23 protein-coding genes and 1 tRNA gene are annotated in these 25,767 nt (G+C 54.1%); 12 read left to right on the top strand and 12 right to left on the bottom strand.

What is annotated here, in order from left to right:
• Positions 1 to 221 precede the first annotated feature (221 nt).
• Positions 222 to 1,874, top strand: coding sequence for a kdo(2)-lipid A phosphoethanolamine 7''-transferase (gene eptB, locus ACNT1W_RS11380; RefSeq protein ID WP_112362279.1), 1,653 nt, complete (start codon positions 222 to 224; stop codon positions 1,872 to 1,874).
• Positions 1,875 to 1,964: 90 nt separating this feature from the next.
• On the opposite strand, the gene proP is transcribed toward eptB, so the two are convergent.
• The 4 genes from proP to ACNT1W_RS11400 form a co-directional block, all read right to left on the bottom strand.
• Positions 1,965 to 3,467 carry a glycine betaine/L-proline transporter ProP gene (proP, locus tag ACNT1W_RS11385; RefSeq protein ID WP_012006285.1) on the bottom strand — a complete coding sequence of 501 codons (1,503 nt, stop codon included), beginning with the start codon at positions 3,465 to 3,467 and terminating at the stop codon, positions 1,965 to 1,967.
• A 403-nt stretch (positions 3,468 to 3,870) separates the two neighbouring features.
• Positions 3,871 to 5,235: a TolC family protein gene (locus ACNT1W_RS11390; RefSeq protein WP_419246787.1), complete on the bottom strand. Its 1,365-nt coding sequence runs from the start codon at positions 5,233 to 5,235 to the stop codon at positions 3,871 to 3,873.
• A 3-nt stretch (positions 5,236 to 5,238) separates the two neighbouring features.
• Entirely contained in the window at positions 5,239 to 7,179 is a 1,941-nt protein-coding gene (locus ACNT1W_RS11395; protein ID WP_135344399.1) for a MacB family efflux pump subunit, read from the bottom strand.
• On the bottom strand, positions 7,176 to 8,357 hold the full coding sequence (locus ACNT1W_RS11400) for an efflux RND transporter periplasmic adaptor subunit (RefSeq protein ID WP_419246788.1): 1,182 nt from the start codon (positions 8,355 to 8,357) through the stop codon (positions 7,176 to 7,178). The genes ACNT1W_RS11395 and ACNT1W_RS11400 overlap by 4 nt, the downstream gene beginning before the upstream one ends.
• Before the next feature lie 254 nt (positions 8,358 to 8,611).
• Here ACNT1W_RS11400 and ACNT1W_RS11405 point away from each other — a divergent pair.
• The 4 genes from ACNT1W_RS11405 (at position 8,612) to ACNT1W_RS11420 (ending at position 10,025) form a co-directional block, all read left to right on the top strand.
• Positions 8,612 to 8,706 (top strand) — tRNA-OTHER (locus ACNT1W_RS11405).
• Positions 8,707 to 8,893: 187 nt separating this feature from the next.
• Complete coding sequence (locus ACNT1W_RS11410; RefSeq protein WP_012006289.1) at positions 8,894 to 9,193, top strand: hypothetical protein; 300 nt, start codon at positions 8,894 to 8,896, stop codon at positions 9,191 to 9,193.
• Between the two features lie 127 nt (positions 9,194 to 9,320).
• Positions 9,321 to 9,824, top strand: a complete 504-nt coding sequence (locus tag ACNT1W_RS11415) for a YlaC family protein (RefSeq protein ID WP_017892390.1) — start codon at positions 9,321 to 9,323, stop codon at positions 9,822 to 9,824.
• 69 nt (positions 9,825 to 9,893) lie between these two features.
• A complete protein-coding gene (locus ACNT1W_RS11420; RefSeq protein ID WP_012006291.1) occupies positions 9,894 to 10,025 on the top strand; it encodes a hypothetical protein in 132 nt (43 codons plus the stop codon).
• 71 nt (positions 10,026 to 10,096) lie between these two features.
• On the opposite strand, the gene ACNT1W_RS11425 is transcribed toward ACNT1W_RS11420, so the two are convergent.
• The 4 genes from ACNT1W_RS11425 to mdoC form a co-directional block, all read right to left on the bottom strand.
• On the bottom strand, positions 10,097 to 10,225 hold the full coding sequence (locus tag ACNT1W_RS11425; protein ID WP_041418527.1) for a hypothetical protein: 129 nt from the start codon (positions 10,223 to 10,225) through the stop codon (positions 10,097 to 10,099).
• A 274-nt stretch (positions 10,226 to 10,499) separates the two neighbouring features.
• Positions 10,500 to 12,221, bottom strand: coding sequence for a potassium/proton antiporter (locus ACNT1W_RS11430; RefSeq protein WP_012006292.1), 1,722 nt, complete (start codon positions 12,219 to 12,221; stop codon positions 10,500 to 10,502).
• A gap of 286 nt (positions 12,222 to 12,507) precedes the next feature.
• A complete protein-coding gene (locus ACNT1W_RS11435) occupies positions 12,508 to 12,732 on the bottom strand; it encodes a hypothetical protein (protein WP_017892394.1) in 225 nt (74 codons plus the stop codon).
• Between the two features lie 325 nt (positions 12,733 to 13,057).
• The gene (gene mdoC / locus ACNT1W_RS11440) at positions 13,058 to 14,188 is read right to left on the bottom strand and encodes a glucans biosynthesis protein MdoC (RefSeq protein ID WP_419246789.1); all 1,131 of its coding nucleotides are present in this window, start codon (positions 14,186 to 14,188) and stop codon (positions 13,058 to 13,060) included.
• A 258-nt stretch (positions 14,189 to 14,446) separates the two neighbouring features.
• Here mdoC and mdoG point away from each other — a divergent pair, with 258 nt between their 5' ends.
• The 3 genes from mdoG to ACNT1W_RS11455 all read left to right on the top strand — a co-directional run bounded on the left by mdoG (position 14,447) and on the right by ACNT1W_RS11455 (position 18,977).
• Positions 14,447 to 16,015 carry a glucans biosynthesis protein MdoG gene (mdoG, locus tag ACNT1W_RS11445; RefSeq protein ID WP_012006295.1) on the top strand — a complete coding sequence of 523 codons (1,569 nt, stop codon included), beginning with the start codon at positions 14,447 to 14,449 and terminating at the stop codon, positions 16,013 to 16,015.
• On the top strand, positions 16,008 to 18,569 hold the full coding sequence (gene mdoH, locus ACNT1W_RS11450; RefSeq protein ID WP_012006296.1) for a glucans biosynthesis glucosyltransferase MdoH: 2,562 nt from the start codon (positions 16,008 to 16,010) through the stop codon (positions 18,567 to 18,569). The genes mdoG and mdoH overlap by 8 nt, the downstream gene beginning before the upstream one ends.
• Before the next feature lie 162 nt (positions 18,570 to 18,731).
• Positions 18,732 to 18,977, top strand: a complete 246-nt coding sequence (locus ACNT1W_RS11455) for a YceK/YidQ family lipoprotein (RefSeq protein ID WP_112362287.1) — start codon at positions 18,732 to 18,734, stop codon at positions 18,975 to 18,977.
• Here ACNT1W_RS11455 and ACNT1W_RS11460 read toward each other — a convergent pair.
• Together ACNT1W_RS11460 and ACNT1W_RS11465 are read right to left on the bottom strand one after the other, a co-directional pair.
• Positions 18,968 to 19,528: a GNAT family N-acetyltransferase gene (locus tag ACNT1W_RS11460; RefSeq protein ID WP_261129477.1), complete on the bottom strand. Its 561-nt coding sequence runs from the start codon at positions 19,526 to 19,528 to the stop codon at positions 18,968 to 18,970. The genes ACNT1W_RS11455 and ACNT1W_RS11460 overlap by 10 nt on opposite strands.
• 65 nt (positions 19,529 to 19,593) lie before the next feature.
• The gene (locus ACNT1W_RS11465) at positions 19,594 to 19,971 is read right to left on the bottom strand and encodes a MysB family protein (RefSeq protein WP_261408106.1); all 378 of its coding nucleotides are present in this window, start codon (positions 19,969 to 19,971) and stop codon (positions 19,594 to 19,596) included.
• A gap of 207 nt (positions 19,972 to 20,178) precedes the next feature.
• Between ACNT1W_RS11465 and leuA the strand changes: the two genes are divergently transcribed.
• Positions 20,179 to 21,849 carry a 2-isopropylmalate synthase gene (gene leuA, locus ACNT1W_RS11470; RefSeq protein ID WP_017892401.1) on the top strand — a complete coding sequence of 557 codons (1,671 nt, stop codon included), beginning with the start codon at positions 20,179 to 20,181 and terminating at the stop codon, positions 21,847 to 21,849.
• On the opposite strand, the gene ACNT1W_RS11475 is transcribed toward leuA, so the two are convergent.
• On the bottom strand, positions 21,834 to 22,595 hold the full coding sequence (locus ACNT1W_RS11475) for an AraC family transcriptional regulator (protein WP_012006301.1): 762 nt from the start codon (positions 22,593 to 22,595) through the stop codon (positions 21,834 to 21,836). The genes leuA and ACNT1W_RS11475 overlap by 16 nt on opposite strands.
• Before the next feature lie 141 nt (positions 22,596 to 22,736).
• Here ACNT1W_RS11475 and ACNT1W_RS11480 point away from each other — a divergent pair, with 141 nt between their 5' ends.
• The 3 genes from ACNT1W_RS11480 to ACNT1W_RS11490 are packed head-to-tail and all read left to right on the top strand — an operon-like array spanning position 22,737 to position 23,903.
• Entirely contained in the window at positions 22,737 to 23,048 is a 312-nt protein-coding gene (locus tag ACNT1W_RS11480) for an ArsR/SmtB family transcription factor (RefSeq protein WP_218216174.1), read from the top strand.
• Positions 23,045 to 23,479 (top strand): YeeE/YedE family protein, encoded by a 435-nt coding sequence (locus ACNT1W_RS11485; protein ID WP_419246790.1) that lies wholly within the window; start codon positions 23,045 to 23,047, stop codon positions 23,477 to 23,479. Before ACNT1W_RS11480 ends, ACNT1W_RS11485 begins: the two co-directional genes overlap by 4 nt.
• 4 nt (positions 23,480 to 23,483) lie before the next feature.
• Complete coding sequence (locus ACNT1W_RS11490; RefSeq protein ID WP_419246791.1) at positions 23,484 to 23,903, top strand: DUF6691 family protein; 420 nt, start codon at positions 23,484 to 23,486, stop codon at positions 23,901 to 23,903.
• A 95-nt stretch (positions 23,904 to 23,998) separates the two neighbouring features.
• Here the strand turns inward: ACNT1W_RS11490 and ACNT1W_RS11495 are convergent, their stop codons facing one another.
• The gene (locus ACNT1W_RS11495; RefSeq protein ID WP_017892406.1) at positions 23,999 to 25,552 is read right to left on the bottom strand and encodes a peptide MFS transporter; all 1,554 of its coding nucleotides are present in this window, start codon (positions 25,550 to 25,552) and stop codon (positions 23,999 to 24,001) included.
• Between the last annotated feature and the right edge of the window lie 215 nt (positions 25,553 to 25,767).

A 25,767-nucleotide genomic window follows, 5' to 3' on the forward strand; every position in this document is an offset into this window, starting at 1 on the left:
TTCTGCGGCGGTGTTGAGTTATTGCCGCCGCAGAAAGGGAGTGAAAAAGGTCTCGCACATGAATTGTTACATTATAACAAAGTTAAATTTCTTCTTCGTAGCAACACCCGCCTAAATTGCCTGTCAGATAACCATCCAGCAGCAGGAGAGAGAAAACTCTCAACAATAACCTGTATCTGGCAAACGGTTATGAATTCACTTTGGCAAGAATGGTATCAATAATGCAGAAGTTCCGACGCTGGACCCAGTTGCAGGTCTCTTTCTTTATCGCTTTTTATCTCGGTGTGTTGCTCAATATCCCCATATTTTACCGCCGTTATCAGCAACTTCATTATGACAACTCCTTGTCGATCGGCATTGAGGTGCTCGCAGCCTTCTGCCTGGTGTGTTTTATCACGCTACTGATCTCTTTTTTGGGGCGCAGGTTGTTCCGTGTTTTGGCATCGTTATTGGTGCTGAGTTCGGTTGCCGCCAGCTACTACATGGTGTTATTCCACGTTGATATTGGCTACGGCATTCTGGCGGCGGTGATGACCACTGACGTCGATCTTTCCAAGGAGTCGGTGGGTTGGCATTTTGGCGTGTGGGTGGTGCTGGTGAGTCTGTTGCCGTTACTGCTGATTTGGCTGGCGCCGATGCACGAAGCCAGTTATAAGCGCGCTAACCATCTGGCATGGTACAAAAAAGGTGGCGTGATGCTGGCCGCCGGGCTGCTGTGCTGGCTACCCCTGAAGCTAATGGGGCAGGTACAGGATCGTCACGATCGGGAAAATAATCAAATGATGGCCAGCTATGGCGGGGTGGTGGCCGGCAGTTATTCACCGTCCAATTGGCTCTCGGCCTTGGGGTTGTTGACTTACAGCTCATACAGTCAGGCAGAAGACAGCCGTAATCTGTTTGATCCGGCGGCGCACTTTACTTATCAACCGCCAAAAGACGTGAATGATCTGTATGTGGTGTTTGTGATTGGTGAGAGTGCCAGACGCGATCATATGGGTATTTACGGCTACCAGCGCGACAACACGCCTAACCTGGATAAGGAAACCAACCTTGCGGTGCTGCAGGGCTATTCCTGCGACACCTCGACCAAGCTCTCGCTACGTTGCATGTTTGTGAGAGAAGGTGGTGCGTCTGAAGAACCACAGCGGACCCTGAAGGAAATGAACGTATTTTCCGTGCTGAAAAAGCAGGGGTTTTCCTCGGAGCTGTTTTCAATGCAGAGCGAAGCCTGGTTTTACAACAAAACCCAGGCGGATGATTACGCGCTGAGAGAAAGCATCCAGGCGGAAAAACGCAATGCCGGCAAACCCGTGGATGATATTGCGTTGATTGATGAGCTAAAAGATTCGTTAGACCGCCACCCGCAGGGCAAGCATTTGGTGATCCTGCATACCAAAGGCTCGCACTATATGTACACCGAGCGCTATCCCCGCGCTTTCGCCCGTTACCAGCCGGAATGTCAGGGTATTGATGATACTTGTTCTACGCAATCAATGATTAACTCTTACGACAACAGTCTGCTGTATACCGATTATGTCCTCGAGCAGGTTTTCAATCAGTTGCGCGATCGTAATGCCATCGTGTTTTACGCCTCGGATCACGGCGAGTCGATCTCGGAAAATATGCATTTCCACGGTACCCCGCGTGACCATGCACCGCAGGCGCAGCGCACCATTCCTATTATGGTCTGGGCATCTGACAAGTTTCTTAGCCAGCCCGACCATCAGGCGGCCTTTAATCAGTTAAAAGCGCTGCAGAAGGCAAAAACCCCGGTATTCCACGAGAAACTGTTCGACAGTATTCTCGGCTGTATTGGTTATACCTCGCCGGATGGCGGTATTGTGAAACAGCATAACTGGTGCCAGGTTAACTAAACCAACCGCCAGGGATGGGGTACCAGGAGCACATTTTCCGCAATAAAAAAGCCACCTCTTCAAGAGGTGGCTTTTTACTAGAGCATGGTTTTAGTCCAGTTTTGGATGCTGGTCGACCAACGTCTGTTTTTTCTTCTCCAGCTCGGCGATCTGCTCGTTGATATCTTCGACTTTCTGTTCGATGTTGTCGTAGTTCTCCTGCAGCAGCTCTTTGGCTTCCGAGCGGTCCGAAGCGGCTGGGGTAGCACCGCGCAGCGGTTTATTGGCGGTTTCCTTCATGTACAGGCCGGTGGCGAGACCTATTACCGCGACTGTCATCAGGTAGTAAGCCGGCATATACAGGTTCCCGGACGACTCGACCAACCAGGCGGCCACCGTTGGCGTTGCGCCGGCCACCAGTACCGAAATATTGAACGAAATTGCCAATGCGCTGTAGCGAATGTGCGTTGGGAACATTGCCGGCAGAATCGAAGCCATCACGCCGGTAAAGCAGTTTAACAGCACCGCCAGGACTAACAGCCCGACGAAAATCAAACCAATCACATTACTGTTGATCAAAATAAAACACGGGATCGCCAGCGCCAGCAGGCCGATACTGCCGCCAATAATAAAGGGCTTACGGCCAATGCGGTCACTGGTCATGCCGATCACCGGCTGTACGAACAGCATGCCGATCATGACGGCGATAATAATCAGAACGCCGTGATCTTCCGAGTAGTGCAGGTTATGCGACAGGTAACTCGGCATGTAGGTCAGCAACATGTAATAGGTCACGTTGGTCGAAATCACGATACCGACGCACACCAACAGGCTTCTCCAGTGCTTGGTCGCAATCTCTTTGAACGAAGTTCTTGGCGGGTTTTCGATAGCGTTGCGGTCTTCCTTTTCCATTTTTTCCACGTGCTGCTGGAATGCCGGAGTTTCTTCCAGCGCATGTCGCAGGTACAGACCAATCAGGCCCAACGGCGCGGCGATGAAGAACGGAATACGCCAGCCCCAGTCGAGGAAGTTGGCTTCCCCAACAATGCTGGAAATCAGCACTACAACGCCGGCACCCAGCACGAAGCCGGCAATCGAGCCGAAATCAAGCCAACTGCCCATAAAGCCACGCTTGCGGTCCGGTGAGTATTCGGCGACAAAGATTGCCGCGCCGGAGTATTCGCCACCGACCGAGAAGCCCTGCGCCAATTTTGCCAACAGCAGCAGCACCGGTGCCCAAATACCGATCGAAGCGTAAGAGGGGATCAGCCCGATACAGAAGGTGCTCACCGCCATGATAATGATGGTGATGGAGAGGACTTTTTGACGACCGAATTTATCGCCCATCGCACCAAAGAAGATGCCGCCTAACGGACGAACCAGGAAGGGAACGGAAAAGGTTGCCAGTGCGGCAATCATCTGTACGCCGGGCGTGGCGCCAGGGAAAAATACTTGTCCGAGGGCGTAGGCCACAAAGCCATAAACACCAAAGTCGAACCACTCCATCGCGTTGCCTAATGCCGCCGCGGTTATTGCCTTTTTCAACTTGCTGTCGTCGATAATGGTGATGTCATTAATATGCATCGGTTTATGACGTTTTTTTCTTAACTTCATATAATCATCCCTTAATCAATTTTAGTCGTACGTAGATTCGCGATCCTTCTGCCCAGTTATCAGTTTGGTTAATCTAAGCGCTATGCGCAGAGATCGGCCATTGCCATTTTTTGTGTGATGCGAATCACGTAATGTTTCAATTTTCACCGGGAATATGTCATTTAGGTGACTAATTATTTTGCATCTATAGCTTAACGTTATATCTTGCGGCGATCAAATTTAGCAGTTTATCTAATGGATTTGCACCGATTTAGCGCATAAATAGATTAACTATTGTGCATATTGATGTTTTTTTGTCTGGTGAGGGATGGGTTAAGTATAGGAAGAATTGTGGTAAAAACCGGCAAAATTAATGCGTTCTGCGGCTGAAAAAAGCCTGACGCAGACGTCAGGCCGGAGAGAGTTATTGAGCTGAGCCGCCAAATTCCAGATAGAGCTGTGCCAGGTTCTGATATTGGCCGAAACGGTTTTCATCCAGCGCCAGTTCTGCCAGCCTGCGGCGATTTTGCGCATCCAGCCAGAAGCTGATGGGGACGGCACCTTGCCGGTAGCGGCTCTCATTCAAACGTTCAGATTTTTGCGCCAAGGCTAACGAAGCCCGTAAGTGTTTTTCCTGAGCTATCAATTGGCTACGCAACGACAGGGCATCGGCCACATCGGCCATGGCCTTATACAGCGCCTGTTTGAATTCCAGCACCTGCAACTCGTAGTCACTGCGGGCAATTTTGATATCCACATCCATCTGCCGCCATTCAAGGAACGGCAATGACAACCCAGCCCCCACCGAGGCCAACGGATTACGCAAAAATTCCAGCAAGGCGGTACTGCTGGCACCCAATGAACCGGTCAGGCTAAATGCCGGATAGTACTGGGTACGCTTTACATCGACGTTGGCCAATGCTTCACGCAGCCGCAACTCTTTGGCGCTGATATCCGGCCGATGGCGCAGCACGTTGACCGGGATACCGGCATTGATTTGCGGCAGCGGGCCGGTGGGTAAACGGGCGGGTTCAACCAAAGCCTTGCCCGGTGGTGAACCCAATAACACGGTTTGTTCGTTCAAGGCTTGCTGACGCTCACGTAACAGCGCCAGATGGCTGCTCTCCTGATTGATCAGATTCTGCTCGGCATCCACCACGTCCAGTGAAGAGATGCTGCCGGCACGGTAGCGGGCATTGACCAACTCTAAGGTCTGCCTGGAGTAAGCGATATTTTGCTGACTGACGCCGATCCTTTGATTGATAAAACCGAGACGCCAGTAATTTTTGCTGGCGTTGGCGAGCAATGCCAAACGCGCACTTTGCAAATCTTGTTGAGTTGCCTGACTGGCCCATTCTGCGGCATCACGCTGTCTTGCCAGTTTGCCCCACAGATCGACTTCATAGCTGACGCCGAGGCTGGCGCTGCTGTTTTTATTCCACGGGGACGAATTGGACAGGGCGGTGCTGGCGCCGGTATTGAGCGTCGCGTTTACGCTGGGAGCGGTGCCGATGTCGACCCGTTGGGCCATCAACTGGGCACGATAGACACGCAACGCGGCAGCGGCCAGATCGTTATTAGCCAGCATCACCTGTTGTAGCCAGCGTTCTAGCTGGGGATCGTGGAAATCATGCCAGGCAAAAGGGACTGACGTAGCGGCATCGGCACTGGGTTGCCATTGGGTCGGATAGTCCACCTTCGGAGATTGATATTCGCTTTTCAACGCATTGCCGCAGCCGGTGCTAAGCAGGGCTGCCAGGCATAACGTCAGGGGAGATAAAATTTTCATAAGTTACTCGCTGGCCAGTGAAATGACCGGATCCATCCGCGCCGCTTTGCGGGCCGGGAGATAACCGAAGATCATGCCGATCAGAGTAGAGCAGCAAAAGGCCACGGCGGCGGCCTGCCAGGAATAGATGGCGGTGAGCATGCCGCCCGCCAGCAGAGTGAACAGCGAGCCGGCGGCGAAAGACAGTAAAATGCCCAGTACGCCACCGATCAGGCAGACCAGCACCGCCTCGATCATAAATTGCTGCATAATGTCGCTGCGACGAGCGCCGACGGCCATACGCACACCGATTTCATGCGTCCGTTCGGTCACTGAGACCAGCATGATGTTCATCACGCCGAGGCTGCCGATGATCAGGGAAATTGAGGCCACCATCAGGATCAGCAGGCTGAGAGTCATCGAAGTTCGTTCGATCGACTTACGGAATTTATCGAGGTTGAACAACATAAAGTCTTTAACGCCGTGACGCTGGGTCAGCAGCTGCTCAATGGCGGTGACTGCGGCTTCGTTGGCAACGTCATCTTTCAACCTTACGCTAATGCTGCTCAACTTGGTTTGGCCCACCATGCGGTACATGACGGTGGTATAGGGCATCCACACTCTGATGCGGTTGGGGGCAGAGTCCTGATTACTTTTAACCACGCCAATCACCCGGGCCGGTACTGCGCCAAGAAACACGATCTGGCCTAGCGGCTCAACGCCGAAATCACCGAACAACGACTGGCGTGCGTTTTCGTCAATGATCACTTCCTGTAAAGCGTTGCGGTCGTCCTGGAAATTGCGACCCTGCAGCAGAGTGAGCCCGTTAACGCGTAAATAATCGCGTCCAACACCAGTGATCGACGCGTTGGCTGATTTACTGCGAAAATGGATACTGTCTGAGGCAGTGACCTCAGGGCTGACGCTATCGACAAAGCTTTGGCGGGCCAGCGCGTCGGCATCCGCCGGTACCAAAGTGCGGATGCTGTCGATGGCATCATCAAAGAAATCACGGCCGGGGTAGATGCTGACCACATTGGTGCCCAGGCTTTTTATACTCTCCAGCGTGCGCTGCTTGGCACCTTCACCCAGCGCGACCACCGTCACCACCGCAGCAATGCCGAAAATGATGCCGGTCATGGTCAGTGCGGTACGCAAGCGATGGGCATTCATGGCCTTCAGCGCCATCTGTAACGATTCGCGGGTGCGATCGAGCAGACTCTGCCAGTAGCCTTGAGCAACCGGTGGGGCCTTTTTCATTACCGGCAGAGGAAGTGCCGATTTACGACCACTGTCGGCGACTATCTCGCCGTCCTGCAGTTCGATAATGCGCTGTGCGTGCTGCGCCACCTTCATATCGTGAGTGACGATCACTACCGTATGGCCACGCTGATTAAGTTCGCTGAGGATCTCCAGCACTTCCTGACCCGATCGGGTGTCCAGGGCGCCGGTGGGCTCATCCGCAAGGATAATTTCAGCCCCGTTGATTAACGAACGAGCGATACTGACGCGCTGTTGCTGGCCGCCGGAGAGTTGACCGGGTTTATGGTGTTCACGACCTTCCAGCCCCAGTCGCGCCAATAGTTGCGCCGCACGCAGTCGGCGTTGGTCTCGCTTGCTGTTGGCGTAAATCGCAGGGATCTCGACGTTGCCCAGCGCGCTGATATCCGGCATTAAATGATAACGCTGGAAGATAAAACCAATGTGTTCGCGGCGAAGCCTGGCCAGTTGGTCCGGCGATAGATGAGCCGCGTTTTGGCCGTTGATGTAATAGTCGCCCTGGTCCGGCACGTCCAGACAGCCAATGATGTTCATCAGTGTGGATTTGCCGGAGCCAGAAGCACCAATGATAGCGACCAACTCCCCGGCAGCGATGCTGAGGTTAATGTCTTTCAGGACGGTCAGCGGCTGGCTGCTGTTGGTGTAGGTGCGGCCGATGCCTTTCAGCTCAATGATAGCGTTCACAGTGAGAGACCTTCCTCGCCAGGTTTGGTATTTTCCTGTACCAGCACCACGTTTTCACCTGCCTTCAATCCGGACAGGATTTGAATATCGACGTTATTGGTAATGCCGGTTTTCACCTCGCGCATTTCCAACTGGTTGTCCCCGGTCAGCACTTGTACCTGTTGCTTATTATCTGCGGTTTTATGTACCGCCTGGATCGGCACCAACAGTGCGTTTTTCGCCTCGCCGAGCAGCAATGAAACTTGCGCCGTCATGGCAATCCGCAGCCGGTTATCCGGGTTTGGGACGTCCAGCAAGGCGTTGTAATACACCGAAGCATTGGAGCTACCGGAGCCGGAGGACGAACTGCTACCGGAGACTGAATCGTCTTTCATCACCGATTCTGGCGCCAGTTCAACGGTGCGCAGCGTGGCGTCGTAACGTTTATCGGGTTCGGAGAAAATGGTGAAGTAGGCCTTTTGCCCCTGAGAAACGCGGGTAATGTCGGCCTCGGAAATCTGCGCCTTGATGGTCATTACGTCCAACTGCGCCAGTTTGACGATGGTGGGCGCGCTCTGGTTGGCATTCACCGTTTGGCCTTGCTGAGTAATCACCGCGATAACGATGCCATCCATCGGCGCCAGAATACGGGTGTAACTCAGGTCGACCTTTTTCTTGTCTACTTCAATCTGTGCCTGCACGATGCGAGCATTCAACGCGATCAGTTCGGCGCGGGTGGCGGCGAGCGTGGCCTCTGCGGTCTCAAAATCTTCGCGGGAGCCGGCTTCATCACTCAACATGCGCTTTTGGCGTTTAAAGCGGGACTCGGCCTGTTTCAACAGTGCCTGTTTGGCCTGCAAATCTGCCTTGGCGACGTTCAGCGCCGCTTCGGCGTTGCGCAGATCGTTGCGCTGTGGCAGATCGTCGATGTCGGCAATAGGTTGGCCTTTGGTGACCTTGTCGCCAAGTTTGACCTTCAGGGATTTGACCTGGCCGGAGACCTGTGCCCCGACGTTGACCCGTTCTATCGCATCAAGTTTGCCGGTGGCCAGTACGGCATTTTCAATATCGCCCAGACGAACCGGCGCGGTCACCGAAGCGGCTTGCGGGGGGCTTTGTAAAGAGAATACCACCAGGGCAATAATGACCAGCAGAGCACCGATCAGGATAAACGCCAAGCGGCGCGGAGTGACTTTCATAGTGTTATCCATAACAGAAAACGATGATCCCAGAAGGCGCTATAGTGGCATCCAGCGCTTTAACTAACAATAAACATGCCGCAGACGGCCAAATAAAAGTTTCAATGGTCAACTATCACAAAATGAAAGTAATCATCCATCTGTGTGCGAAATAGTCAAAAATATAAGATTTCTCTGCAAATGCAGCGGTTCATAGTACCAAAACTTGAATCCATAACATTAATATGGATAATGACATCCCGAAGCAAAGGAATGCGCTATTAACTCAGTTGGCAGAGTGGTTGGTTTTAAAATGCTTTATTGGCTACAAAATTGATAGACGCGGGTTCGAGTCCTGCATAGCGCGCCAGCTTCCTTTTGTGAACCGTTACCGTAAAGTGCACCCGGGTTGATTTGCACTATCGGCTCCTTATTGGGTTTTTCGGGTGTGCTTTACCGTAACCGTTTATCTTCCTTTCTTTATGTTTTCTTCCGTTCCAGCGATCTTTGCTAAACTGTAATCAGGCAGGTATGCTGCCCGGCAACAGGAGATCGCTATGTCAGAGTCCGATCAACTGCAGGAATTAATGCAACGCGTAGCGATACTTGAAGCCAGAGAAAAGTCGCTGACCGCCGCCTCCAACGCCTATCAGGCGATTATCACCACCATGCTCGGCAATCTGGATAAACAGGATCGCGACAAGATTATCGCGATGATCGACCAGGCGCATGAGCTGGCCTATGCTCGTGCCATCCAGCGCTGCAACGAGCCGCAAAAGCAAAAAATCAAACAGGCTGACGATATCGCTCAGCGGATGTTTATGTTTGCCCAAGGTAAAAATTCCCTGCAACGTTAGCCATTAGAGGTATAACAGTTACCCATTTAAAATTGCTTAACTGATCTACCTGCGCAAACTGTACTTGTGTTAGTTTGAGGAATGATTATTGATGGCAATAATGTCCCCCAGGCATAAGGTTGTAGCGATGGACGCGATTAAGAGCATCTTGGTAAAAGAAATCGAGCGGATCAACAGGCAGGAAGGGCGCGACGGTAAACTGCGTTTTAACAGTGAGTTTGCCCGCGATCACCGTTATCTGTGTCTCGCCATGTTTGCCGGCTATTTTGCCGTGATCGCCGTGATGTATCAGGTTCCCTATATGGGCTTCATCTCCTTCCTGGCTTTCACCGCCTTTGTGTTGTTCATGTTCGCCATGCTGCTGATTGAAATCAAACCGGTGTATCGCTTCGAGGACATCGGCGTGCTTGATCTGCGCGTATGCTATAACGGCGAGTGGTATTTCACTCGCGCACTGTCGCCGCAGTCGGTGAAGGCGTTGTTGGATGAACCCTCGATCGGGACAGCGATGAAAACACGTATGCAGGAAATCATCGCCAATAAAGGCGAAATTGATTTCTATGACGTTTACGATCTGGCGTATTCAAAGAAGCCACAGGATGAACAGCCGCAGGTGGCGGTGCTCAACTGAAGGGTTTGCGGCTGAAGAGTTGTCGATTATACTCATGCATTGAAGCCAGTTAAGCGTGAGGAATTTACCATGAGTGATGATATTTTCGATTTTGATATCGATGCCGAATTGGCGCAGGCAGAAGAGAAAGCGGCGCAGAAAGTAAAAGAACTGCCCGAGATCCTTGAGGATGAGGCAGATTGCGAAGGCTGCAAGATCTGATCGCCATCGCCAATAAAAAAACCGCTGCGGCGGTTTTTTTATTGGCGAAGTTGCGCTCGTCAGGCGGGGCGTTAATCCAGCACAAAACCCCAAATGAGTAACGCCGCCACGGTAATCAGGCAGAGTGCGGAGACGGTAATCAGTATCTTGCCCAGAATGTCTTGTTCTTGCTGCTGCTGTGCCACGTTAAAATTATCCAATTAAGAGCCTGTGGACCAAATCGGCGATACCCAGATCCAGCACAATGACCGTCAGTGCGATCCCCAGCATGGCCGATAGAAATCGAGTTTTACTGTTCAAATCAATACCCATCACCGCTATGCAGCGTTCCCAGAGTAAAGGCTAAAACGTCGGGGCTAAACGCCCGGTTTTGATAATCACAGAGTTTAAGAACCTTTCCGGGTCTATAAGTTCCGTCTGTTTTGAGGCGGTCGCTGCGGGGATTGCCACACAGCGACCGGTGTCGAGGGCGGGTCAGTCAGTCACAATTTTTACGCCGATTTTACTGATGGCATTGCCATCCATCTCGGCGATGGTCCAGGTCAGGCCATCCCATTCGACCTGATCGCCTACCACGGGTTCGCCGCCAATCAGTTTAATGACGAATTGGCCCAGTGTTTGTTGTTCGTCCACACCTTCTTGCAGGTTAAGCCCATACACCTGCGAAATATCGCTCAGGCGTGCGTCCGACTGCAGGATAAAGTCGCCGAAGAAACGCTCATCCATTGTGACCACCGGCGCCTGGCTAAACAGTTTACCCAGCACTGGCAGGTCATGCTCGTGGCCGATAACGCACAGAATGTCATCTTCGCGCAACCGCGTGCTCCCGCTAGGGTGCAACAACTCTTTGCCACGGAACAGTGCGGCAATACGCGTGCCGGGTGGCATTTTCAATTCACGCAGTGCAGCACCCACACACCAGTTTTCCGACGAGAGCTGATAAACGAACTGTTCCCATTGGTTTTCCGGGTGTACGTCCAACCCGACCCGTGAAATAGGCGCCAGGGCCGGCGGTACTATAACCTTGGCTTTCTTCGCGGCGAACGACAGTGTCGTGCCTTGCAACAACAGTGAAACCAGCACCACAAAAAAGGCCACGTTGAAGAACAGCTGCGCATTTGGCAACCCGGCCATCATCGGGAATACGGCCAAAATAACCGGTACGGCGCCGCGCAGACCGACCCAGGAAATAAAGCTGCGTTCACGGAGAGTAAAACTGCGAAACGGCAGTAACCCGATAAACACGGAAAGCGGCCGGGCGAACAGGATCATCCATAACGACAGCAGCAGGGCAGGGATGGCAATAGGTAACAACTCGTGCGGGTTGAGCAGCAACCCCAGCACCAGGAACATGCCGATCTGGCTCAGCCAGGCCAGACCGTCAAAGGTTTGGACAATGCCGTGTCGGTTACGGATTGGCCGGTTGCCCAGCGTCAACCCACACAGGTACACCGCCAGTATGCCGCTACCATCCAGCGCAGTGGTCAGCGCAAAAATCAAAATGCCGCCGCTGACGGCCAGCAGTGGGTAGAGACCTTCGGCCAGTTTGATGTGGTTGATCAAGGTCAGCAGCAGCCAGCCGCCGCCCAGCCCAAAGACAATGCCCATACCAAACTGCTGAAGCAGATGGACAGGGAACATCCAGCTCAGCGTGGTTTCGCCGGCGGAGATCATCGCAATCAGGGTAATGGTAAGAAACACCGCCATCGGATCGTTGCTACCGGACTCAATTTCCAGCGTGGCGCTGACGCGTTCGTTAAGCCCTTTACCGCCGAGGAGTGAAAATACCGCTGCGGCGTCGGTGGAGCCGATAATGGCACCAATCAGCATACCTTGTAGCAGATCGAGGTTGAACAACCAGGCGGCAGCCAGCCCGGTCAGCCCGGCGGTGATCACCACGCCAACGGTGGCGAGGGAAAGTGCCGGCCAAAGTGCCACACGAAATGAACTGACGCGGGTGCGCATGCCGCCATCGAGCAGGATCACGGCCAGTGCCAGGTTACTGACCAGATAGGCCACCGGGTAATTACTGAAAACGATACCGCCCGGACCATCGACCCCCGCCAGCATGCCGATAGCGAGGAAGATCACCAAAATGGGAATACCCAGGCGTGAAGAAAATGAACTGAGAAGAATACTTGCTCCCACCAACACGGCACCGATGATGAACAAACTGTTAATGGTGCTGGCATCCAAAATAACGTTCTCCTGCAGGCTGGGGGAAAGGCGTTGCGCGCGGGCGCAGATACCCCATGATGATAGCCTGTTTTTTAGGTAAAACGCCAAGGGTGATTCGAAAACAGTTTGGCATTTATTGTCATTTAAGGGAGAAAGTGTGAGGAAGTGGGGAGAAAACGATGAACTTCTCGCTTTTATCTATAGTTATCAGCTTACTGTGGTTCTATGCGAACAATAAACTGGCGAGAAGGAAAAACCATTAAACCCCCGCGAGGAGGCTTAATGGTTTGCAGGCGTGGTGTTATTAATGATCGAGTGATTGCAAAGCCCGCTTGATCAGCTCGGCAGCCAGTTTTCGTTCTGACTCTGAAATGCCGTCAAGGTTAAGGCTGGAAAGCTCGGTGACCAGAATGCTGCGGTCCTTGCCGCTGATTGATGCATCCAGTGCGGAAAGCAACCGACCCAGAATTTTCAGCAGGGTGGCATTTTCTGGTACGGCTTCCGGAGCCGAAGTGTCTTTATCAGTCATTAAAAATCCTCTCTGTCGTGACGGAAGGGAGATACTGCAAACATTGCCGCAATGAAAACGACAACGCCGTCCCTCAGGGTTCATTGAGCCCAATCGCTACCGTAAGGCAGGGATGTGGATTTCCACTTATGCATTGCAGTTATAACAACTAGCGGCAATATGCTCCAGCATAACTTTGCCTTAACTTTCACCAGCGGGGTGAGCAATGTGTGCTCAACGGCTGAAATGGAAGTTCAGGGGGGAGAGCGAATGATACTGGTACTGATCTATAGGAGTATGACAGTGAGTTGGCCCGGCAAGTCGCAACTCTGGCCGGGCGGTGGAGTTATTGCGGTTTTCCGGAGAACAGAAAGCGGAGCAATGGGACGCGTTTGTGCAGCTCATATAAGGCGAAGGCACAGGAGAAGACAAACACCAAACCCAGCGCGAAGCCCAGCAGGTTATTGTCGATATGTGGTGTCACAAACGCACCATATATCAGGGTCAGTGGATGGTGCACCAGATATATAAACAGCGAGGCGTTGACCAGATAAGTGATTCGTGGCGAGTGATAATTCAGCAGGTTATGTCCAAATGAGAAAACCACGTTGGCCATCAGGATCCCCAGCAGAGTTTTGATCAGCACTTCCAGTTCAAACATATAGCTGCTGTGGGCCAGATACTTCTGATTCAGCATGTAGGCAATGAACAGCAGCAGTGAACCGAGCAGTGACCAGACAGAGGGTTTGAGGAAAATCTCTTTCAACCACACGTACTTGAAGGCGTAAGCGCCAAGGATGAAGAACGGCAGGTAGAACATCGTCTCCATGACCACGAAATTGAACAGGCCATTGGAGAGTAAATACGGCGCAAAAATTAAAATAATACGGTGCCCGGCCGAATAGAATAAAGCATAAACAAGAAAGAACAGTGAGATATTTCCTAATCCAGTCATTTTATTTATTGGATAGGGTGGGGTATTACTTTTAATGGCCTTGATTTTTTTGAACAGGTAAAAGCAAAGGGTCGTCAGTAATGACAGCGTTAATAAAAACCACAGGTGAGAAACCAGCTCCCAAACTGTTACATTTATTTTCTGGTAGAGCGAAAAATTTTCCCAGCCGTTTAATTTATCGGTGAAGTATTTCAGCATGAAAAACTGCGGCACCGTTATTAACGGGATCGAACTCAGCAGCGGGATCGCCACCCGCTCCAGCCTTACCTTCAACCACTTATGGCGTTCATAACGCTCATAGAGCAGGTATGAGAAGTAGCCGGAAATCACAAAGAACACCTGCATGCGGAAGGCATGGATGAAGTCGTTCAGCACTGTCAGCGAGAAGGAAGGGGTAGCACTGTTCACCGCCCAGGCATGGCTGGAATAGATCAGGGACAGATGAAAAGGGATGCCGAGCAGCATCAAATAAGCCCGGATCGAATCGAGGAAAAACTCGCGTTGGTTGCTGCCTTTAGTCATAGTTTACCGCTGATGATTTTATCGAATGGTCATTAACACGCTTAATAAGTCGGCAATGGTTAAATCGAACCTCAAACCCTACTATAGCGTTTCACATTTTTCCATAGCGTCTTGTTGCGGGGCTTGCTACGCTGGTGTTTAGTCAGCTGCTTAAACAATGAGCCATAAACATGAACCATCCATTTATCATGTTGTCGGAAAGCTGAATAATCCATTAATATGGATTTAAATGATTTGAGCACACGAATAGGGGGGGATGTGCTAGTTAATATATTATCCAAGAAACCACGCGCCGCGAGCGTACGTTGGTTAGGTGCGACCGTATTGTTCACGCTGTTGACTTCGCCAGCATGGGCTTTTTCTATTGATGATGTGGCCAAGCAGGCGCAGGATCTGGCAGGGAAAGGCTTCGAGGCTCCGAAAAGCAACCTTCCTTCTCAATTCCGTGAGATGAAATTCGCGGACTATCAGCAAATTCAGTTCAATCACGATAAAGCCTATTGGAGCAAGCTGAAAACCCCATTCAAGCTTGAGTTTTATCATCAGGGGATGTACTTCGACACGCCGGTGAAAATCAACGAGGTCACCTCGACCACCGTCAAGCAGATCAAGTACAGCCCGGACTACTTCAACTTTGGTTCGGTGAAGCACGATCCGGATTCGGTAAAAAACCTCGGCTTCGCCGGTTTCAAGGTGATTTATCCGATCAACAGTGCGGATAAGAACGACGAAATTATGAGCCTGCTGGGCGCGAGCTATTTCCGCGTGGTAGGTAAAGGGCAGGTTTACGGGATTTCCGCCCGTGGTCTGGCCATTGATACCGCCTTGCCATCCGGTGAAGAGTTCCCGCGTTTCCGCGAATTCTGGGTTGAACGTCCGAAGCAGGGCGACAAGCACCTGGTGATTTACGCGCTGCTGGATTCACCGCGCGCTACCGGGGCTTACCGTTTTGTGGTCTATCCGGGCCGCGATACCACGGTAGACGTCGAGTCTAAAGTGTTCCTGCGCGACAAGGTCGGCAAACTGGGCATGGCACCGCTGACCAGCATGTACCTGTTCGGGCCGAACCAACCTTCACCAACTCTGAACTACCGTCCGGCGTTGCATGATTCCAACGGTCTGTCTATCCATGCCGGCAACGGCGAGTGGATCTGGCGTCCGCTGAATAATCCGAAGCATTTGTCCGTCAGCACCTATCAGGTCGAGAACCCTAAAGGTTTCGGTCTGCTGCAGCGTGGTCGTAACTTCAAGGATTACGAAGATCTGGACGATCGTTACGATCTGCGCCCAAGCGCCTGGATTGAGCCGCGTGGCGACTGGGGCAAAGGTAAAGTTGAATTGGTGGAAATCCCAACGGCGGATGAAACTAATGACAACATCGTTGCTTTCTGGACTCCAGACGTGTTGCCGGATGCCAAGACACCGCTGGCGCTGAACTATCGCCTGCATTTCACCCGTGACGAAGACAAGTTGCATTCACAGGATATTGCCTACGTCAGCCAGACCATGCGCTCTACCGGTGACGTGAAGCAGTCTAACCTGATCCGCGAGCCAGACGGCAGCGTGGCATTCCTGGTCGACTTCGTCGGGCCGGTACTGAAAGGCCTGGATGGTGCTACGCCGGTTGCCGCTCAGGTAAGCATCGGTGATAACGGTGAAATGGTAGAAAACAATGTCCGCTATAATCCAGTGACCAAAGGCTGGCGCCTGACGCTGCGTCTGAAAGTGAAAGACGACAAGAAGCCGGTAGAAATGCGCGCCGCGCTGGTCAATGGTGATAAGACCCTGTCGGAAACCTGGAGCTATCAGCTACCTGCCAATGAATAAGCCTACTCAACTTGCCCAGGATTATCTTGCGGCAATGCCTCTGACCGCTGAGCGGTCGGAGGCGCTTAACCCCCAGCCTGGAGCGGATGACGCCGAGGCACTGGAGGCACTGCATCGCAAGATGGGTGCCGCCGATGCCAACGTTAATACGCTGTCGGCGGATGACGTGGCGTTGGCCTCGGTCAAGGCGCGTATCGAAAGCGCCTGGCCGGATGCGGTCAGCGACGACGATTTTGACAATGACGTGGAAGGCCGGAGTATTTTGAAGGCCACGCCACCGATTAAACGTACCAGCATGTTCCCCGAAGCCTGGCGTACCAATCCGGTGGCGCGCTTCTGGGATTCTCTGCTGGGGCGTTCACCGCACAACCGCCATGCTTCCAAAGAGGAAGCCGCCGCGGAAAACCGCTGGCGCGTGGTCGGTTCGATGCGCCGTTATGTGCTGTTGGTGCTGATGCTGGTGCAGACCGGCATCGCTACCTGGTACATGAAAACCATCTTGCCGTATCAGGGCTGGGCGCTGATCGATCCTATGGCGATGCTGGATCAGGATTTGATGCAGTCTGTGTTGCAACTGCTGCCTTACGTATTGCAAACCGGCATTCTGATCCTGTTTGCCATTTTGTTCTGTTGGGTATCGGCCGGTTTCTGGACTGCGCTGATGGGCTTCCTGCAACTGCTGATCGGCAAAGACAAATACAGTATCTCCTCCACCATCAAGGGCGATGAGCCAATCAATCCGGCGCACCGCACCGCGTTGATCATGCCGATCTGTAACGAAGACGTCGAACGGGTGTTCGCCGGCCTGCGCGCGACCTATGAGTCGGTTGCCGCCACCGGCCAGCTTGAACATTTCGATATCTACGTGCTGAGTGACAGCTACGACCCGGATATCTGCATGGCGGAACAGAAGGCCTGGATGGAACTGTGCCGTGACGTAGATGGCCATGGCCGTATCTTCTATCGCCGTCGTCGTCGCCGTGTGAAACGTAAAAGCGGCAACATCGACGACTTTTGCCGTCGCTGGGGTGGCGAGTACAGCTATATGGTGATCCTGGACGCCGATAGCGTGATGAGCGGCGAGTGTCTCACCGGTTTGGTGCGCCTGATGGAAGCCAACCCGAACGCCGGCATCATTCAGTCTGCGCCGAAAGCTTCGGGTATGGATACGCTGTATGCCCGTGTGCAGCAGTTTGCCACCCGGGTCTACGGGCCGCTGTTTACCGCTGGCCTGCATTTCTGGCAATTGGGCGAGTCGCACTACTGGGGTCACAACGCGATTATCCGCGTGAAGCCGTTTATCGAGCACTGCGCACTGGCACCGCTGCCGGGTGAAGGCTCTTTTGCCGGTTCCATCTTGTCGCATGACTTTGTGGAAGCCGCACTGATGCGTCGTGCCGGTTGGGGCGTGTGGATTGCTTATGATCTGCCGGGCAGCTACGAAGAATTGCCGCCTAACCTGTTGGATGAACTGAAGCGTGACCGTCGCTGGTGCCACGGTAACCTGATGAACTTCCGTCTGTTCCTGGTGAAGGGCATGCACCCGGTGCACCGTGCGGTGTTCCTGACCGGTGTGATGTCCTATCTGTCGGCGCCGCTGTGGTTTATGTTCCTGGCGCTGTCCACCGCGTTGCAGGTGGTGCATACCCTGATGGAGCCGCAGTACTTCCTGCAGCCACGTCAGCTGTTCCCGGTCTGGCCGCAGTGGCGTCCTGAACTGGCAATAGCGCTGTTCTCTACCACTCTGGTGCTGTTGTTCCTGCCCAAGCTGCTCAGTATCGTGCTGATCTGGGCGAAAGGCGCCAAAGAATACGGCGGTGGTGTGCGTCTGTTCCTGTCGATGCTGTTGGAAATGCTGTTCTCGGTGCTGTTGGCACCGGTACGGATGTTGTTCCACACGGTGTTCGTGGTCAGCGCCTTCCTCGGTTGGGAAGTGGTGTGGAATTCTCCGCAGCGTGACGATGATGACACGCCATGGAGCGAAGCCTTTAAGCGCCATGGTTCACAGATGCTGCTCGGTCTGGTCTGGGCGGGTGGTATGGCCTGGCTGGATCTGCGCTTCCTGTGGTGGTTGTCGCCAATCGTCTTCTCACTGATCCTGTCACCGATCGTTTCGTCTCTGTCGAGCCGTGCGACGCTGGGGATCAAGAGCAAGCGCGCCAAACTGTTCCTGATCCCGGAAGAGTATTCTCCTCCGCGTGAACTGCTGGCGACCGAAGAGTATCTGCAGCTTAACCGTGAACGTGCACTGGCCAATGGCTTTATGCACGCCGTGGTTAACCCGTCGTTCAATGCTTTGGCGGCTGCGCTGGCGACTGCGCGTCACCATCTGCGTGGTGCTATCGAGCGCAATCGTGAAGAGCGGGTGAATGAGGCGTTGCAACTGGGGCCGGAGAAATTGGTGAAGGGCAAACGCCTGGAACTGTTGAGCGATCCCGTTGCCTTGTCGCGCCTGCATCAACGTGTCTGGTTGTTGCCGGAAGGTGCCGCCTGGCGTGAGCATTACCAGCAATTGCCACACAATGAACGGGCTCATCCGCAAGGTCAGCGCTAAGCGTTGACCGGGTAGCCCAAACGGGGAATGCGCACAGCGTGTTCCCCGTTTTTTTTGGCTCTTCGCTGACGCAATGCTGACGATCTGCAAGGAAAAAACTATGTTAACATTCGCGCCGGGCGTTGTTTACTTTCAGAACAACCAGGGCTAAGAGTCAATTTGGTGAATCTCTCTTCTTTTCTTCGGCTGGCATTATTGGCAACAGGCGTGGCGCTGTTAACCGGCTGCGGCAGTATTATCAGCCGCACTGTGCCAGGCGCCGGGCACGGCCATCAATATTACCCGGGTGTGCAATGGGATCTGCGCGATACTCCCTGGCGTTATGTCACGGTGATCGATGTGCCGCTGTCGATGGTGGTGGATACTTTTATGCTGCCGTTTGATGCACAGCACGGGCCTTACGAATAAGTCTGTTCCCGAGTGGTAAACACCAGCAGCTGGTACCCCTGTGGGCCGCAGTGGAAGGGCGCCAGCACCGTCATCTTTAATCCTTGCTGGTGGGCAGCCAGTGAATGCGGGTTGCTGTCGTCAATAAACAGGGCGCCAACGTCGAATTTCTCCCGGGTGTGCGCTTTGACGGCGGCGAACAACTGCTTCAGTACGCCTTTACCGCGCCAGGCGGGATCCAGGCACACCGGCCCGTACATAAACACCCGTTGTTCACTCAAAGGCCGTCCGTTGAATGACTCGCCGGCCAGTTTTTCCAGCATCGCATCCACTACCGGCGGGCGCGGCTGTGCGTCCGTGGTCATCAGGCAAACAAATCCGGCCAACGTTTGGTCTTCGACCGCCACCAGAATACCGAGGCCCTGGTTAATGTGGGCTAACTGAGCTTCGTTCATGCTCGAAACAATAAAACCCTGACGCTTTTGGCTATCGCTTAAATTTGCGGGGGTATTTTGTGTTTGCAGTTGCAAAATGGCGGGGTAATCTTCGGGTTGCGCCTGGCGGATAATCATGCTGCCTCTCTGAAAATTATGGGGAGTTTATGGGCGGGATTTTACTCGCTCCCGCCCGCTATCATTCAACGTTCATCCCACTCGTCGGCGGCGGTTTGGCCCTCTTCGGTATCCAACGGCGGATCGAGTTGGAAATCACCTTCTTCCCACTCGTGCAGCGTGTTTTCTTCTATCCATTCGGCACTAATTTCGATTTCGTCATAATCACCGTCAAAAATAGCCTGAGCCGCCGCACCGCTGCGTAGTGTCAGGCATTCGACCGACTCGCCTTCTTGTTCAAAAAACTCGGCCTGCCACATGGTATCACCATCCAGCATCACGTATTTTTGCAGATTGAATTGTTGCACTGCCGGCGGTTGATCGTCGCTACCGCTCTCGGCGGATTCAATAAACTCCTCGCGCGCCGCTTCAATTGCTTCTTCCAGGGTTGCATACAGGCTCATAGTCGTCTCCAGGGGTGAGGGTAACGAAAGGATTTTGGCAGGGCCAAACTGTCATGACTGACGTCAAAATTAATTGTTGCTGCACTGGCGCAGGATGCAAATTTTTTTGTTGTCCGTTTTGCGACGATGGTTGTCTGCCAGGCGAGAGCAAGCTATTTCCCGGTAGGAAATAATAAGGCATCGCTTATGACAGCCCAGGAGAGTGCCATGTTAACCAACCCCTCAATTAAATATCGTCCGTTCCCACCGGTGGCTTTGCCGGAGCGTCAGTGGCCGGGTCGCACCTTGCAGCAGGCACCGCGCTGGTGTTCCAGCGATCTGCGTGATGGCAATCAGGCGCTGGCGGAGCCGATGGATAACGCCCGCAAGCGCCAATTCTACCAACTGCTGTTGCAGTGCGGGTTCAAAGAGATTGAGGTGGCTTTTCCTTCGGCGTCACAAACCGACTTTGACTTTGTCCGCTCGTTGATCGATGAACAGTTGATCCCGGACGATGTCAGCATTCAGGTCTTGACCCAATCGCGTGACGACCTGATCGATCGCACCTTTGAGGCACTGCGAGGGGCACCACGGGCTATTGTGCATTTGTATAACGCCACCGCACCGATGTTCCGTGACATTGTCTTCAAACAGGACAAGGCGGCGACGGTGGCGCTGGCGGTCAATGGCGCGCTGCGTATTCGTCAGCAGTGCGAGCAGCAGCCGGAAACTGCCTGGACCTTCGAGTATTCGCCGGAAACCTTCTGTTTTACCGAACTGGAGTTTGCACTGGAGATTTGCGAAGCGGTGGCGGATGTCTGGCAGCCTGGCCCAGGGCGACCGATGATCATCAACCTGCCGGCGACGGTGGAAGTCAGTACGCCGAACGTTTATGCCGACCAGATTGAATGGTTTTGTCGGCGCTTCAGTCAGCGAAATCGGGTGACCATCAGCGTGCATCCGCATAACGATCGCGGCACCGGGGTGGCCTGTGCCGAACTGGCGATGCTGGCGGGGGCCGATCGGGTGGAAGGTTGCCTGTTCGGCAACGGCGAGCGCACCGGCAATGTTGACCTGGTGACGTTGGCGCTCAATCTGTATACCCAGGGCATCGCGCCGGGGCTGGACTTCAGCCAGTTGAAGCAGGTGGTGGAGGTGGTAGAGCAGTGCAATCAGCTGCCGGTACATCCGCGTCATCCTTATGCCGGTGAACTGGTTTTCACCGCTTTTTCCGGCTCGCATCAGGATGCAATCAAAAAGGGCTTCGCCGCCCAACAGCAACGGCAGGACGGTCTGTGGCAGGTGCCTTATCTGCCGCTCGATCCGGCGGACGTCGGTTGCAGTTATGAAGCGGTGATCCGGGTTAACAGCCAGTCGGGCAAAAGCGGAGCGGCCTGGCTGCTGGAACAGAACCATGGGTTGTCGTTACCGCGTGGCCTGCAGATTGATTTCAGCAAGGTGGTGCAACAATCTACCGACGGCAGCGGCAAAGAGATGACCACGGCAGAGCTGTGGCGGCTGTTTCGCCTCAGCTACGGGCTGGTTGAGCAACCGCGCCTGCAATTGCTGAGCTACCAGACCGAGAGCCACAGCGTCGAAGCCTACAGCTTCAGCGCCAGGGTTTTGTTCGATGGGCAACAGCAGCGGCTGTTGGGGGTAGGGAACGGTTTGTTATCCAGCGCGGTAGATGCATTGCGCCAGCGCTTTGGTCTGAGCCTGGCGATAGAGGATTACCACGAGCACACGCTGGGACATCAGAGCCAGAGTCGCGCCGTTGCCTATATCCGCTGTACGCTAGCGCACGGTGAGGCGGCTTATGGCGTGGGCATCGACGTCGATTCCGCCAGCGCCTCGCTGCAGGCACTGTTCAACGTTGCCGCACGCTATTTGGCAAAATAAGCACTGGGCGCAACGCCCAGCAGGCGACGGAACATGGCGCTGAAAGCACTGGGGCTGTCGTAACCCAGACTCAGCGCCACTTCCAGCACCGAATGCCCGGCGGCCAGGGCGTTCAATGCCGCCAGCAAACGGGCGCGGCGCACCCAGTCACCGAAGCGCAGTCCGGTTTCACGCTGAAAGCGCCGTGACAGCGTGCGGCCGCTAACGCTGATATAACCGGCTGCCTGCTCTAATTCCCAGGGATGGGCCAGCGATTGCTGAATATGCCGGCACAGCCTCAGCAGGGCCTCAGTACGCGGCTCAGGTAAATTCAGCGGTAAGATAGGCAGCACGCGCAGCTCATCCAGGATCAACTCCATTATTCGCTCTTCACGTCCCCCTACGGGGTAATCAGCCGTGATATCCATCGCGCAGATAATCAGCTCACGCAGTAACGGGGAAACCTGTACCACTTCACAACAGGCCGGCAGATCGGCACGCGCCAGCGGATCGACCAACAGCGCTCTTGCGGCCACCTTGCCGGTGATACGCAGGCTGTGTTCAACCCTCGCCGGTAGCCAGACGCCGCGTCCGGGGGGCACCACCCAACTTCCCTGACGAGTATTGACCTGCACCACACCGCTGAGGCTATGAATCAGTTGCGCACAGTCATGGTAGTGGGGCGGCTCGAAATCGCCGTGCTGATAATCTTTGGCAACCGGCACAATCGACCGGTTGGCGGGCACAGCGTCATGGAAAAGCAGCATTGTTCGGGGCATCCCCTGTCTGCGGAAAAATCGTAACGGCAGCATGCCATGCTGAAACCTTTCGCACCAGCCTATGGTGCGGTGGAGGAATATAGTTTATAAATATACAATATATTATTTTATAAATTGTTGAGGAAAGTAATGGATATCGACAGCATGCGGCAGGCAGCGGCGCAGGCCGGAGCATTACTGCGGACGCTGGGTAATGAGGATCGCCTACTGCTACTGTGCCAGCTCAGCCAGGGCGAGATGTCGGTGGGGGAGTTGGCGCAAGCGTTGGAAATTCGTCAGCCGACGCTTTCACAGCAGCTAGGCGTATTGCGTCAGGAAGGGTTGGTGTCAACCCGTCGTGAAGGCAAGCAAATTTACTACGCCGTAAGTGATGAAAAGGCATTGGCAGTACTTAACACCCTGTACCAACTCTATTGCCCACAACCGGGAGAGACATCATGACCATTGACTGGCTGCATTTTACGCCCGTATCTGCCCTGGCCGGCGGAGGCATTATTGGCGTCGCGGTGGTACTACTGCTGATGTTTAACGGCCGTATCGCCGGTATTAGCGGCATTACCGGCGGTCTGTTGACACCCCAGGGTAAAGAGAAAGCCTGGCGAGTCGCATTTCTTGTCGGGTTGCTGGCTTCACCCTGGTTGTATGGTATCGCCGCACCCTTACCGGCCATGGCGGTCAGCGGCAGCAGTCTGTGGCTGATGCTGGCCGGCTTGTTGGTTGGTTTGGGTACCCGGTTGGGTGGCGGTTGCACCAGCGGCCATGGGGTTTGCGGCACGGCGAGACTGGCACCGCGTTCGCTGGCGGCCACGGCGGTATTTATGCTGTTGGGTTTTGCCACGGTATGGGTAGTCCGTCACTGGGTGGGAGGCTAATCGCATGTTCAGATACCTGTTTGCTTTGCTGAGTGGCGCCATTTTTGGCCTCGGTCTGATCGTTGCCGGGATGGCCAATCCGGCCAAGGTATTGGCGTTTCTCGATATTACCGGCCACTGGGATCCCTCATTGGCTCTGGTGATGGTGGGCGCCATTGCGGTGGCCGCTCCGGCATTTTACTGGGCGCGCAGGCGACAGCGCACCTTGTTGGGGGAAGAGATGCAGATCCCAGCCAACCGCCGCCTCGATGGCCGTTTGCTGGCAGGCAGCGCGCTGTTTGGTATCGGTTGGGGCATGGCGGGTATTTGCCCCGGACCGGCCTGGATACTCGCCGGTGCCGGTTCTTCGGCCGGCTGGCAGTTCGTGGCGGCCATGCTGGTGGGCATGGCGCTGTATGAATTCATCTTGATACGGAGAAAATAATGCCAATAGCCAACGCGGTGTTACAACAGCGGGCGTGGGAACAATAAAAAAGCCAGCGCACCGGGCGCTGGCTGAAGGGTAAAGCGAAACGGTTATCAGGCGTTGGTTGCCGGTTTCTGTGCGCTTTTACCCTGAGTGTTTTCCATCATCCGGCGGATCGGGACGATCAGCAGGGTCAGCACCGCAGCACAGATCAGCAGAGCAATCGAGCAGCGTGCGAACAGGTCAGGCAGCATGTCCAGCTGGTCGGCTTTAACATGGCCGCCAATCAGACCGGCCGCCAGGTTACCCAGTGCGCTGGCACAGAACCACAGGCCCATCATTTGGCCGCGCATTCTTTCCGGTGCCAGCAGGGTCATGGTTGCCAGCCCAATCGGGCTAAGGCACAGTTCGCCCAGCGTCAGCATCAAAATACTGCCCACCAGCCACAACGGAGATACGCCGGCACCACCGTTACTCAGCACGTTCTGTGCGGCCAGCATCATCAGGCCAAAGCCCGCAGCGGCAAACAGAATACCGATAACAAACTTGGTGATGCTGCTCAGGCGCACTTTATTACGCGCCAGAGCCGGCCATGCCCAGCTAAATACCGGTGCCAGCAGGATAATGAACAGGGCGTTGATGGACTGGAACCACACCGCCGGGATCTCGAAGTCGCCAATCATCCGGTTGGTATAGTCGTTGGCGAACAGGTTGAACGAGGTCGGTTTCTGCTCGAAGGCTGACCAGAAGAAGGCCGCTGACACCAGCAGGATAAAGCAGACCAACAGGCGGGCGCGCTCTTTACGGCTCAGGCCGGCAAACACAAACAGATAAATGAAGTACAGGGTGACCGAAGCAGCAATCACGTAAACCAGCATACTGGCCACGGCTACCGGGTTAATCACAATGATGCCCTGGGCAATCAGGGTGATAACCACCGCCACGCCGACCGCCAGCGCAATCAACCAGGCACCGACACCGTTTTTCTTGGCGACCGGGCTGTTCCAGGTGGAGTCCAGGCCCACTTCGCTGTCATAGCGCTTCATTGCCGGTACGGCAAAGACGCGGAAGATCACCAACGCCACCAGCATACCGATACCGCCGATGCCGAAGCCCCAGTGCCAGCCGTGGGAACGAATCAGCCAGCCAGAGATCAGCGGGGCGATAAACGAGCCCATGTTGATGCCCATATAGAACAGTGAGAAGCCACCGTCGCGGCGGTTGTCGCCTTTCTTGTAGAGCGTACCGACCATCACCGAGATACAGGTTTTGAACAGGCCGGAACCCAACACAATAAACATCAGGCCGATAAAGAACAGGTTGTTGCCCATAAAGGCGGACAGTGCGATCGACAGGTGGCCGAGAGCGATCAGAATCGAGCCGTACCAGACCGCTTTTTGCTGGCCCAGCCAGTTATCGGCCAACCAGCCGCCCGGCAGGGCCGCCAGATACATGCTGCCGGCAAAAATACCGACAATTGCCGAGGCATTCTCACGTGCCAGCCCCATGCCGCCGTCGTAGACCGTCGCGGCCATAAACAGGATCAGTAATGGGCGAATGCCGTAAAACGAGAACCGCTCCCACATTTCGGTAAAGAACAGGGATCCCAGCGGATAAGGGTGGCCGAAGAAGGTCCGGCTTTCTTGGTTATTAACAGAGGATTGCATAACGTCTTCCCAATAAAATGCGCCGCATTTATGCAGCTTATACTGTGGTATGTATGTGTATTTAAGGAAGGTGATCCACCCAGTGCGGATTACCCGACAAAACCGCAGCCGCAGCGCCCGTTAACCGTGGAAAGCGCGTCGGCCTTTTTTCACTTGGCCAATGGTTTACATTGAGCGTGATATTATTTAACCATTTGATAACTGGATGGTGGTTT

Origin of the sequence: Serratia sp. NFX21 (genome assembly GCF_048517035.1) — a bacterium.
In the GTDB taxonomy this organism is placed as follows: Bacteria; Pseudomonadota; Gammaproteobacteria; order Enterobacterales; family Enterobacteriaceae; genus Serratia; species Serratia quinivorans.

What these genes read in the sequence shown, in the direction of transcription:
- eptB (WP_112362279.1), top strand. Translation starts at nt 222, where the DNA reads ATGCAGAAGTTCCGACGCTGGACCCAGTTGCAGGTCTCTTTCTTTATC.
- proP (WP_012006285.1), bottom strand. Translation starts at nt 3,467, where the DNA reads ATGAAGTTAAGAAAAAAACGTCATAAACCGATGCATATTAATGACATC.
- ACNT1W_RS11390 (WP_419246787.1), bottom strand. Translation starts at nt 5,235, where the DNA reads ATGAAAATTTTATCTCCCCTGACGTTATGCCTGGCAGCCCTGCTTAGC.
- ACNT1W_RS11400 (WP_419246788.1), bottom strand. Translation starts at nt 8,357, where the DNA reads ATGAAAGTCACTCCGCGCCGCTTGGCGTTTATCCTGATCGGTGCTCTG.
- ACNT1W_RS11410 (WP_012006289.1), top strand. Translation starts at nt 8,894, where the DNA reads ATGTCAGAGTCCGATCAACTGCAGGAATTAATGCAACGCGTAGCGATA.
- ACNT1W_RS11415 (WP_017892390.1), top strand. Translation starts at nt 9,321, where the DNA reads ATGGACGCGATTAAGAGCATCTTGGTAAAAGAAATCGAGCGGATCAAC.
- ACNT1W_RS11420 (WP_012006291.1), top strand. Translation starts at nt 9,894, where the DNA reads ATGAGTGATGATATTTTCGATTTTGATATCGATGCCGAATTGGCGCAG.
- ACNT1W_RS11435 (WP_017892394.1), bottom strand. Translation starts at nt 12,732, where the DNA reads ATGACTGATAAAGACACTTCGGCTCCGGAAGCCGTACCAGAAAATGCC.
- mdoC (WP_419246789.1), bottom strand. Translation starts at nt 14,188, where the DNA reads ATGACTAAAGGCAGCAACCAACGCGAGTTTTTCCTCGATTCGATCCGG.
- mdoH (WP_012006296.1), top strand. Translation starts at nt 16,008, where the DNA reads ATGAATAAGCCTACTCAACTTGCCCAGGATTATCTTGCGGCAATGCCT.
- ACNT1W_RS11460 (WP_261129477.1), bottom strand. Translation starts at nt 19,528, where the DNA reads ATGATTATCCGCCAGGCGCAACCCGAAGATTACCCCGCCATTTTGCAA.
- ACNT1W_RS11465 (WP_261408106.1), bottom strand. Translation starts at nt 19,971, where the DNA reads ATGAGCCTGTATGCAACCCTGGAAGAAGCAATTGAAGCGGCGCGCGAG.
- leuA (WP_017892401.1), top strand. Translation starts at nt 20,179, where the DNA reads ATGTTAACCAACCCCTCAATTAAATATCGTCCGTTCCCACCGGTGGCT.
- ACNT1W_RS11475 (WP_012006301.1), bottom strand. Translation starts at nt 22,595, where the DNA reads ATGCTGCTTTTCCATGACGCTGTGCCCGCCAACCGGTCGATTGTGCCG.
- ACNT1W_RS11480 (WP_218216174.1), top strand. Translation starts at nt 22,737, where the DNA reads ATGGATATCGACAGCATGCGGCAGGCAGCGGCGCAGGCCGGAGCATTA.
- ACNT1W_RS11485 (WP_419246790.1), top strand. Translation starts at nt 23,045, where the DNA reads ATGACCATTGACTGGCTGCATTTTACGCCCGTATCTGCCCTGGCCGGC.
- ACNT1W_RS11490 (WP_419246791.1), top strand. Translation starts at nt 23,484, where the DNA reads ATGTTCAGATACCTGTTTGCTTTGCTGAGTGGCGCCATTTTTGGCCTC.
- ACNT1W_RS11495 (WP_017892406.1), bottom strand. Translation starts at nt 25,552, where the DNA reads ATGCAATCCTCTGTTAATAACCAAGAAAGCCGGACCTTCTTCGGCCAC.